This is a genomic window from Flavobacterium circumlabens (assembly GCF_004345565.1).
Classification (GTDB): Bacteria; Bacteroidota; Bacteroidia; order Flavobacteriales; family Flavobacteriaceae; genus Flavobacterium; species Flavobacterium circumlabens.
In genome coordinates, this window is record NZ_SLWA01000014.1 from 87,900 (window position 1) to 99,377 (window position 11,478).

Consider the following 11,478-nt stretch of genomic DNA (forward strand, 5'->3'; position numbering starts at 1 on the left):
TTAAATTTTAACTATCTAAATCAATTTTTATGACTAACTCTTTTGTTATAAGTAAATCAAAGCATCTCAAATGCTTTTGTTTTTTGATCTTAATGTTTGCGTTATCACTCCATTCAAATGCCCAGACAAAAGTTACAGGAACTGTATCAGATGCCAATGGCCCAATTCCGGGAGCTAATGTAAATTTAAAAGGAACAAAAAATGGAGTAAGCACCGGTTTCGACGGTACTTATACTATCAATGTACCTTCTAACGGTGTTCTTGTTTTTAGCTTTATAGGTTTAAGGAACAAAGAAGTAATAGTAAATGGACAAACCCAAATTAATGTAAGTCTTGAAGAAGATTCGGCTCAATTAAAAGAAGTGGTTGTTATTGGGTACGGAACGCAAAGGAAAGAAGCCGTAACAGGATCTGTAGCTTCTATTGGAGGAAGGGAATTAAATGAAGTTCCGGCTGCAAACGTAACTCAGGCTTTACAAGGAAGACTTGCAGGTGTCGACTTAACACAAACTTCTACAAAACCGGGAGCAGCAATGCAGATTCGTATACGTGGTACAAGATCTTTAACCGGAAGTAACGATCCTTTAATTGTTTTAGATGGTGTTCCTTTTGCGGGTTCAATAGGTGATATAAATCCGGTAGATATTAAATCGGTAGACGTTTTAAAAGATGCTTCTGCAACGGCTATTTACGGTTCACGTGGAGCCAACGGGGTAATATTGATAACAAGTAATAAAGGACGTAAAAATCAAAAAGCTACTTTTAATTACAACGGATTTAGCGGTATTAAGCAGGTTTTTGGTAAATACGATATGATGGATGCGGCTAAATTTGCAGCACTTCGTGATTATTCAACTTTATATACAGATGGTATTGATGAATCGAGAAACACCAATACAGACTGGCAGGATTCACTTTACGGAGCTGGCGAAATGATTAGTCATGATGTAAGTGTTTCCGGAGGTAGTGAGAACGGAGCTTATAATGCAGGTTTAGGATATTATAAAGAAGAATCTGTTTTACCTGGTCAAAAATACGAGCGTTTTAGCCTAAGAGCAGGTTTAGATCAGCAGTTAGGAAGCGCTTTTCGCATGGGATTTAATACAAACAGTAACTACGCCGTTACAAATGGAGATAACATTGGTACAGGTACAGCCTTAGCAACTTCTCCTTTGGCAAATCCTTATAATCCGGACGGATCCTTAAAAAGAACCGTGAGAATGGGTGGAGATGAAAACTGGGTTTATGCCAGAAATACCATCAATAATTTGGGAGATTCTTATGTAAATCAAACCAGAGCTTTTAGTTCTTACAATAATATTTTTGCTGAGGTTAAAATACCGGGGGTAGAAGGTTTAAAATACCGAATGAATACCGGATTAAATTTACGTTTATCGAATGGCGGTTACTACGAAGGACAAGGTGTTTTTGATGTAAATCCAACGACAATCTCAAATGCGTCTATTACCAATACATTGTCAACACAATGGTTAATTGAGAATTTGATTTCATACGATAAAACTTTTGCCGAAAAACATACGGTAAATTTTGTGGGATTGTATTCAAATGAGCAGTTTACGGGAAATACTTCCAGAATCACCAGAAACGGAATCACTTCTGATGCTTTTCAGTTTTATAACTTAGGGCAGAGTGAAGAAGAAGCAGTTATAAATCCGGCAGATCAGGATTATACGCAATGGGGTTTAAGTTCGTATATGGCAAGAGCCATGTATTCTTACGATAATAAATACTTTATCTCAGGAACAATTCGTTCAGACGGTTCATCAAGATTATCACAAGGAAATAAATGGGTAACTTATCCGGCGGTTTCTGCAGGATGGACAGTCTCAAATGAATCTTTTATGAAAAAACTTTCATGGGTTAATTTAGTGAAATTACGTGCAGGATACGGTGAAACATCCAATCAGGCGGTAGATCCTTATCAAACTTTGGGAGCTTTAAGTACAAGACCCTATAATTTTGGAACTACAAATTCTACAGGTGTATATGTTACAACATTGCCTAATCCGGATTTAGGATGGGAATATTCGACAACATGGAATTATGGATTGGATTTCGCATTTCTTAATAATCGTTTATCAGGAACAATCGAATATTACAAAACAAATACAAAAGATTTGCTGCAACGCGTAAATCTTCCGGCAACATCAGGAGTTAGCAGTTATGTTGGTAATGTTGGTGAAACTGAAAATAAAGGATACGAAATTGCTTTAAACGGAGTAATTCTGGATAATCCAAAAGGATTAAGCTGGACGGTTGGAGTTAACTTTTATGCCAACGAAAACAAGTTAGTTAAACTGGCTTCCGGAGCACAAAGAGATGAGGCAAACTCTTGGTTTGTAGGTTATAATATCAACTCAATTTACGATTATGAAAAAGTAGGAATCTGGCAGGAAGGCGATCCGTACATGTCTACATTAGAACCTGGACCAACTGGTATCAACCAGCAAGGAACAGTAGTAGGATCTATCAAAGTGAAATATACAGGAGATTTTAACCCGGACGGTACACCAACGCGTGCTATTAATGCAACCGACAGACAAATCATTGAAACTGATCCGGATTTTCAGGGAGGTTTTAATACGAACTTAACGTATAAAGGTTTTGATTTTTCTGCTGTTGGAGCTTTTAAAAGTGGAGGTGTTTTAATTAGTACACTTTACGGAGGGAACAGTTACCTGAATCTTCTTAACGGAAGAAGAAGTAATGTCGATGTAGATTACTGGACACCGGATAACAGAGATGCAGAATTTCCTAACCCAAGAGGTATCAGAAGTAGTGATAATCCAAAATACATTTCTACAATGGGATATTTTGATGCATCTTATGTAAAAATTAGAGCCTTAACGCTTGGATATACTTTAGATCAGGAATTTATGAGAAATTTAGGGATTCAGAAACTGAGACTTTATTTTACAGCTCAAAATCCGTTTGTACTTTTCTCTCCTTACAACAGAAAATCAGGGATGGATCCTGAAACCAATTCTTTTGGAGATGAAAACCAGGCAGTAACAGGTACTTACCAACGCAGGTTTTTGGTTATTGGAACCAATACACCTTCAACCAGAAACTTTTTATTCGGACTTAATTTTACATTTTAATCAAAAAGAACTATGAAACGATATATTTTTAAAAGATTAATTATAGGATCAGTAGCTTTGTTCTCCTTTGCGGGCTGCTCTGATATTTTAGAAGAAAAACCACATGATTTTTATGAGCCTGGTTATTTTAAAACAGAACAAGGAGTTTTACAGGGATTAACGTCACATTACGCACATTTACGCTGGATTTACGGACAGGCTTATTACTACAACTCAGTTCAAACCGGTACAGATGAAAACACATATGGGCAGCAAGCCGACGGAAATTTCAAAGATCATGATTTATCCGGAGTTGGGGTTATAAATGCTACCTCAAGCAGAGCCGATGTGGTATGGAATAATTCGTATAACGATATTAACACTGCAAGCGGAATTATCGAAAACGCTGCCGCCGTAGGTATCGCCAGTAACTTAATTGCAGAATCTAAATTCTTTAGAGCGTTTGATTACTTTTTATTGGTACAAAATTTTGGAGGAGTTCCTTTAGATTTAGGAGCGGGCGAGTTAAAATTTAACAGCAGACCATCGAGATCTTCAAAACGAAATACCGTACCTGAGGTTTATACCAAAGCTATTTTTCCAGATTTAGTAGCAGCAGTAAACGAACTGCCAGATGCTTCAAGATTAACAGGAACAGCAACTAAAACGTTGGCTCGTTTAATGTTATCAAAAGCATATTTAACATATGCCTGGTGGTTAGAAAATCCAAACAATATTCCAACCTATCCGGATACACCAAGAACAGATCCTGATGGACACAACGCTCAATGGTATTTTCAACAAGCGTACAACATCGCTTTAGACGGAATCAATAATCCGGGTTCTTATGGATTATTACCTTACTATTATGATGTAAACCTGGGATCTAATGATCGTAACAAAGAAGTAATGCTTTACGCAGACCATACCGAGGAAAGCGAATATTACAATGGAGCAAGTCTTACGTACGGAAGTGGTGGTTCGCCTGATAACTTTGCAGGCTGGATGGGAACTTTTAATTACACTTCGATAAGAAGTAAAAATGCTTCGGGAGCTGCAGTTTCGACTGTACAAAGAGCAGCAGATCAGTTTTTAGGACGTCCCTGGGTGAGAATGGTACCACCTATCGAAGTCTTTACCAAAACATTTGCAGATAAAACAAACGATTCAAGATACGACGGAACATTTGCAGCCGTATATCGTGGAAACTGGAATTTACAGGGAACTGGTTTAACAGATGTAGCAACCTTGTATAATGCAAACGGATTGTCGGTAAAACCAGGCGATGCCATTGTAACGTTTCTTAATGATGAGCCAGCGACACCCATTACATATCCTACGGGAGCAGGCGATAATGGTGTGGGTGCCGGAGTTTTACCAGGCAGATCAGATTATGTAATTTCTCCAAATGGAATAAGCAGAATAGTATACCCTGGTTTATGGAAGTTAGGACCATACCGTACAGATAATGCAGGAGGTTTAGGACAGCCAAATGCAGGAAGCACAAGACCTTATCCGGTGGCTAAATTTTCAGAACTCTATTTTGTGGCCGCAGAAGCTGCAGTAAAAGGAGCAACTGGTACTATGAGTGCCAGAGCTCTTATCAATGTAATAAGAGCCCGTGCAGGAAAATGGCGTTGGGATAATAATGGCAAAGTGGCAAAAACAGCAGACAATAGCGCTTTACTAACAAGTTCAACTCCCGCCATTATTGATATTAATTATATTCTGGCTGAACGTTCGCGTGAATTTTATGGTGAAGGTTACCGTTGGTATGATTTAGTAAGAACTCAAAAATGGAATGAAATTGCAGGTAAATATTCAATTGGAGGATCAAATTACGGACAGCATACACCAGAGGTTGTTACCAGAACTATAGAACCGCATCATTACTTGCGCCCAATACCTCAGGGTCAGATAGATGGTATGGAAATGTCAGCAGCAGAGAAGGCTGCTTATCAAAATCCAGGATATTAATATCTTGGTGAAAGAAGCAAATTTTACAGTAATTATAGGTGTTAATTTTACAGAATAGCTTATAAGTTGGTTTGTAAATTTGCTTTAGTTTGAAGCCGGGGGAATTCCCTCGGCTTTTAAATTATGAATTCAGTTACAATATTCAGGTCTCTTAAATTTACATTTTAGTTTTTAAGAGCTTTTAATAATTAATGAACAGTTACAAATGAAGCCGCAAAAAATATTTTTCTTATTACCATTATTGTTTCTTTTCTCTTTCAAAATAATAGGTGCAAATGATACTCTTGTAAAAAAACAAAGCAAAAAGCCGCCTGTTTTTTCTAATGTTATTTATCAGGGAGACGATGACATTTATAAAAAGAATCCATTAAAACCAGATGAGTTTTATTCTCCCGTTTTGCAGGGATGTTATCCGGATCCGGCCATTACCAGAAAAGGAGATGATTATTATATGGTATGTTCCTCATTTGCGATGTTTCCGGGCGTGCCCATTTTCCATTCTAAAGATTTAGTGAACTGGACAGACCTTGGAGGCGTACTAAATAAAGTGTCAGAATTCAATCCGCACGATACCGGTATAAGCCAGGGTGTATATGCTCCTGGTATTACTTATAATCCTCACAATGATACTTTCTATATGATTGTAACAGCATTTTCAGGAGGTTTGGGCAATATTATAGTAAAAACAAAAGACCCCATGAAAGGCTGGGGAAGTCCGATAAAATTAGGTTTTGACGGAATTGATCCTTGTATCTTTTTTGATGATAACGGAAAAGGATACATCGTTCATAATGACGCTCCGGATAAAGGAAAAGAAAGCTATCAGGGACATCGTGTTATTAAAGTTTGGGAATACGATCTGGAAAAAGATCAGGTAATTCCGGGAACGGATAAAATTATTGTAGATGGCGGAGTAGATCTTTCGAAAAAACCAATCTGGATTGAAGCGCCTCATTTGTATAAAAAAGACGGTCATTATTATTTAATGTGTGCCGAAGGCGGTACAGGAGGAAATCATAGTGAAGTTATTTTTATCAGTGACAGTCCGAAAGGGCCTTTTAAACCGGCATCAAACAATCCGATTCTTACCCAAAGATATTTTCCTCAAAACAGAACCGATAAAGTAGACTGGGCCGGACATGCCGATTTAGTACTTGGACCTGATAATAAATATTATGGTGTATTTTTAGGCGTTCGCCCGAATGATAAAGACCGAGTAAATACAGGACGTGAAACTTTTATGCTTCCGGTAGACTGGTCAGGAACTTTTCCCGTTTTTGAAAACGGATTAGTGCCTTTAGAACCAAAAATTAAAATACCAAAAGGCGTTACCGAAAACAAAACAGGCAAAGACGGATTTTTCCCAAACGGGAATTTTACATTTACCGAAAATTTTACCTCTGATAAATTAGATTACCGATGGATCGGATTGAGAGGCCCTCGTGAAAATTTTATTTCAGTAACTAAAAAAGGACTTCAGATTAATCCTTTCGAAGTCAATATTAAAGAAGTTAAACCCACTTCGACACTTTTTTACAGACAAATGCACAACACGTTTTCTTTTGCCACAACAATAGATTACAGGCCAGAATCTGAAAAAGATCTTGCCGGAATTGTATGTCTGCAAAACGAGCGTTTTAATTATGTATTTGGCATCACAAAAAAAGGAAAAGACACTTATATTTTATTACAAAGAACAGAAAAAGGACAATCTAAAATAATTGTAAGCGCTAAAATCGAAATCAAAAAAAACATTCGACTTCAGGTAAAAGCCAACGGAGACAATTACGAATTTAGTTATGCTTTAAACGGCACTGATTTTAAAAATTTAGGCGAAAGTGTTTCAGGCGATATTCTTTCAACAAACATGGCCGGAGGTTTTACAGGAGCTTTGGTTGGATTGTATGCAACGGCTGCAAATGATGCTCAGCCACAATAAAAAACAAAATATGAAAAAGGAACATTTTAAATGGATGTTGTTTGTCCATCTCTTCTTTTTGGTTTTGGGTTGTCAGTCCAATCAATCGTTGGTAATGGCGCAGGACAAATCAAAAACGGAGAATTGGGTCGGAACCTGGGCCTGCGCGCAAATGCTGGTCGAACCCAACAATATGCCGCCCGCTCCGGGACTTTCAGAAAATACACTTCGGCAAATTATCAGGGTTTCAATTGGCGGAAAACGTATGAGATTGCGTTTTTCTAATATTTTCAGCGATCAGCCAACGGTTTTAAAATCGGTTAGCGTGGCCAATGTTGTCAATGCGCCGATTGTTGATCTTAAAACACAAAAAGAGCTTCGTTTTAATGGAAAACGGGAGACAACAATAAGCCCTGAACAGGAAATTTATTCAGATACTTTTGATTTTGACTTACAATCCGGACAGCTTTTAGCGATTACTATTCATTACGGAAATACATCCCAAAAAATATCGGGACATCCCGGTTCACGCACCACTTCTTATATTCTTGAAGGGGATCAAATTCAAAATGCAGCTTTTGATGGCGCCATAAAAACAGATCATTGGTATTCTATTATGGGATTGGATGTTGTGGCGGATAAATATGCTGCGAATATCGTTTGTTTGGGAAATTCCATTACAGACGGCCGTGGCTCAGGAACCAACAAACAAAATCGCTGGACAGATATTTTATCGGCACGATTATCGGCTAATAAAAAAACAGAAAAAAAAGGTGTTTTGAATTTGGGTATTGGAGGGAATTGTGTCGTTAAAGGCGGATTAGGTCCTACGGCTTTAAATCGTTTTAACAGAGATGTATTATCTCAAAAAGGAACAAAATGGCTCGTCATTCTCGAAGGCATCAACGATATAGGAGGAATTAAAAATCCCGAAGATGCACCAATAAAAGCGCAGGAACTTATTGAAGCGTATAAAGTAATGATTAACAAAGCGCATGCAAAAGGAATTAAAGTCTACGGCTGTACCATTTTGCCATTTGCCAAATCATTTTATGATGCTCCACACAAACAAGAAGCTCGTGATATTGTAAATACTTGGATTCGAAATAGCAAAGCCTTTGATGCCGTAATTGATTTTGATAAAGCAATGGTTTCAGAAGAAGGTTCCAAAACGATTTCATCCAGCCTGCATGACGGCGATTTTTTGCATCCAAACGAAGCGGGTTATGTTAAAATGGGAGAGGCAATCAACCTCGATTTATTTAAATAATTTCTTTTCTTTCAATTCTTTACCAATTTCAATCCCGGATTTAAATTATTTTTTGATAATAAAAAAACAGATCAATAATGAAATTAATAAGTAGGTTTTGCGCATTTGTAGTTCTTTTTTCAATAGCCCAAAAAGGATATTCTCAAGATCCTGATTTTCATGTTTATCTGAGTTTTGGTCAGTCCAATATGGAAGGATATGCCAAAATAGAAACACAGGATAAAGTGGGCGTCGATGATCGTTTTCAGATTTTACAGGCAGTCAATTGCCCTGACCTTAAACGTGAAAAAGGAAATTGGTATACCGCCATACCGCCATTGTGTCGTTGTAATACGGGACTAACACCGGTTGATTATTTTGGTAGAAATCTGGTGTCCAATCTCCCTGAAAATGTGAAAGTAGGCGTTATCAATGTAGCCGTTGGAGGATGCAAAATTGAACTTTTTGACAAAGATAAAACAGCAGAATATGTAGCAACAGCGCCAGACTGGATGAAGGGAATTCTTAAGGAATACGAAGGAAATCCTTATGAAAGACTGGTGGAGCTGGCAAGAATAGCACAGAAAAAAGGCGTCATTAAAGGCATTTTACTGCACCAGGGCGAATCGAATACAGGAGATACACTTTGGACAAAAAAGGTCAAAATTGTCTACGATAATTTAATGAAAGATTTAAATCTGGATCCGAAAAAAGTGCCTTTGCTTTCGGGGGAAACCGTAAACGAAGACCAGAACGGTAAATGTGGAAGCATGAATAAAATTATTGCGACATTACCAAAAACGATTCCCAATTCGTATGTTATTTCATCAAAAGGATGCACGGCAGAACCTGACTTTTTACATTTTAATGCCGAAGGTTACAGAGAATTAGGACGCCGTTATGCCGATAAAATGCTTTCGTTATTGGGATATAAATTCTTTAACGGAAAAACGCCTTTTATAGTTCAGGCTCCCCTTGGTTTTGATCAGCTAAACGTTGCTATTCCGGCAGGAAAAACAGAAACGATCAGTTATGAATCTAAAACGGTTGGTTCTGCAAGAAAAGCAACGGTTTATACACCTCCGGGATTCACTAAAAAGAAAAGATATTCTGTATTGTATCTTTTGCACGGAATAGGCGGCGATGAAAAAGAATGGCTAAACGGAGCAAATCCGCAGGTTATATTAGATAATCTTTTCGCAGAAGGAAAAATTGAACCTATGATTGTGGTCATGCCAAACGGAAGGGCAATGAAAGATGACAGTGCAGCCGGCAACATAATGGCACCCGATAAAGTGCAGGCTTTTGCTGCTTTCGAAAAAGATTTATTAAACGACCTGATTCCGTTTATCGAAAAAAAATACCCGGTTCTGAAAGACAGAGAACACCGCGCCATCGCCGGATTGTCAATGGGAGGCGGGCAATCGTTAAATTTCGGATTAGGGAATTTAGATAAATTTGCCTGGGTTGGTGCTTTCTCAGCGGCTCCAAATACTAAAATACCGGAAGAATTACTTCCTGATCCGGAAATAGCAAAAAAGAAATTAAAATTACTTTGGATTTCGTGTGGAGATAAAGACTGGCTTATCGAAAATAGTAAGAGAACGCACGATTATTTATATAAAAATGATGTTCCGCACATCTATTATATCGAACCCGGAGTGCATGATTTTAAGGTCTGGAAAAACGGTTTGTATATGTTTTCGCAGTTTTTATTTAAGCCTGTCGATCCGTCAAATTTTGCATCTTATACTATTTTGTGAGACTTACTACGTCACGCAATATCTTCAAATTAAAAATGATAATTTCAAGAAAAAAATACTAATTGAATCGTATATAAATAAAGTTCATGAATACATTTTCAAAATATATCTTCACACTTCTTATCGTTTTTAGTTGTAGAATTTAAAAACAAGGAAGGACAGGTCGTTTTAAAAAGAACCTATGAAGCAGGATTAAAACACGATACCTATTACGTATACGACCCTTACGGCAACCTGACCTATGTGATCCCGCCCAAAGCAGACGCAGCGATTTCAGCCGATGTTTTAAATGGCTTGTGCTATCAGTACAAATACGATTACCGCAACCGACTGGTCGAGAAAAAACTGCCCGGCAAACAATGGGAGTTTATCGTGTATGACAAACTCGACAGGCCCGTAGCGACAGGGCCCGCCAATTCGCCTTTTAAGGATGATACGGCAGTAGGCTGGCTCATTACCAAATACGATGTTTTTGGCCGTCCCATCTATACCGGCTGGAACAATGTCAGCAGCACGTCTGCCGCCAGAAAAACATTGCAGGACGCCCAAAATTCGGCTACGGTCTTGTTTGAGAAGAAGCTGCCGTTAACTATTGATGGTATTGCCACTGCTTATAATAACAGTATCGCGCCTACCAGTTTTAAACTCCTGACGGTTACCTATTACGATGATTACACCTTTCCGGGTGCTCAGGCTGTTCCTGGTCTTATTATAGGCCAGACAGTTTTAACCAACGTAAAAGGGCTGCCGACAGGGACCTGGACAAGAGTTTTAAGTACCCCTTCATCCCTTGCAGGAGAAACAACCACTACCTTTTATGATACCAGGGGAAGAGGTATAAGTACCTATATAAAAAACCACTTAACAGGCATAAGCCATACGGATAATGAAATTGATTTTACAGGAAAAACGTTAACCATACAAACCGAACATCAGCGTTTAGCAGGTGGTGCCAAAATGGCTACGGAGGAAAAATTTACGTACTCGCCTCAGGATCGTTTGCTGACCCATACCCATAAAATCGGCGCAGGTACACCCCAGCTGATGGCAGAAAATAAATACGATGCCCTGGGACAGCTCATGAGTAAAAATGTCGGAAACAGTACAGGGAGTCCTTTACAGAAAATCGATTTTAATTACAACATAAGAGGCTGGCTTACTGAGATCAATAAAACCGCTAACCTGCAGCAGAGCACGGATCCGCTGGATTTGTTTGCTTTTAAGATCAATTACAATACTGTTCAGGCAGGTATTCCGAATGTTTCTTCACTTTTTAACGGTAACATATCCGAGACTTTCTGGAGAACCGGTTCTGATAATATAGAACGTGCTTATGGTTACCAATATGATAAACTGAACCGACTGAAAAATGCCGTTTACGAGAAAAATGGTCTGACGACCAATGCCTACGATGAGAGTTTAACCTACGACAGAAACGGAAACATCATGTCCCTGAAGCGAAAGGGAGAC

At 38.4% G+C, this 11,478-nt stretch carries 5 protein-coding genes and 1 pseudogene; all 6 read left to right on the forward strand.

Annotated elements, in window-relative coordinates; translation table 11 throughout:
* Positions 1-29: 29 nt before the first annotated feature.
* A complete protein-coding gene (locus tag EV142_RS23190; RefSeq protein WP_132038268.1) occupies positions 30-3,122 on the forward strand; it encodes a SusC/RagA family TonB-linked outer membrane protein in 3,093 nt (1,030 codons plus the stop codon).
* Between the two features lie 12 nt (positions 3,123-3,134).
* Positions 3,135-5,078, forward strand: a complete 1,944-nt coding sequence (locus tag EV142_RS23195) for a RagB/SusD family nutrient uptake outer membrane protein (RefSeq protein WP_132038269.1) — start codon at positions 3,135-3,137, stop codon at positions 5,076-5,078.
* A gap of 205 nt (positions 5,079-5,283) precedes the next feature.
* Positions 5,284-7,017, forward strand: a complete 1,734-nt coding sequence (locus tag EV142_RS23200) for a glycoside hydrolase family 43 protein (protein ID WP_132038270.1) — start codon at positions 5,284-5,286, stop codon at positions 7,015-7,017.
* 10 nt (positions 7,018-7,027) lie between these two features.
* Positions 7,028-8,266: an SGNH/GDSL hydrolase family protein gene (locus tag EV142_RS23205; RefSeq protein WP_132038271.1), complete on the forward strand. Its 1,239-nt coding sequence runs from the start codon at positions 7,028-7,030 to the stop codon at positions 8,264-8,266.
* Positions 8,267-8,343: 77 nt separating this feature from the next.
* Positions 8,344-10,008 carry a sialate O-acetylesterase gene (locus EV142_RS23210; RefSeq protein ID WP_202978517.1) on the forward strand — a complete coding sequence of 555 codons (1,665 nt, stop codon included), beginning with the start codon at positions 8,344-8,346 and terminating at the stop codon, positions 10,006-10,008.
* 243 nt (positions 10,009-10,251) lie between these two features.
* A pseudogene (locus tag EV142_RS23215) lies at positions 10,252-11,478 on the forward strand (DUF6443 domain-containing protein); the annotation flags it as partial.

Coding starts and splice junctions, on each gene's coding strand:
- EV142_RS23190 (WP_132038268.1), top strand. CDS start 30: ATGACTAACTCTTTTGTTATAAGTAAATCAAAGCATCTCAAATGCTTT.
- EV142_RS23195 (WP_132038269.1), top strand. CDS start 3,135: ATGAAACGATATATTTTTAAAAGATTAATTATAGGATCAGTAGCTTTG.
- EV142_RS23200 (WP_132038270.1), top strand. CDS start 5,284: ATGAAGCCGCAAAAAATATTTTTCTTATTACCATTATTGTTTCTTTTC.
- EV142_RS23205 (WP_132038271.1), top strand. CDS start 7,028: ATGAAAAAGGAACATTTTAAATGGATGTTGTTTGTCCATCTCTTCTTT.
- EV142_RS23210 (WP_202978517.1), top strand. CDS start 8,344: ATGAAATTAATAAGTAGGTTTTGCGCATTTGTAGTTCTTTTTTCAATA.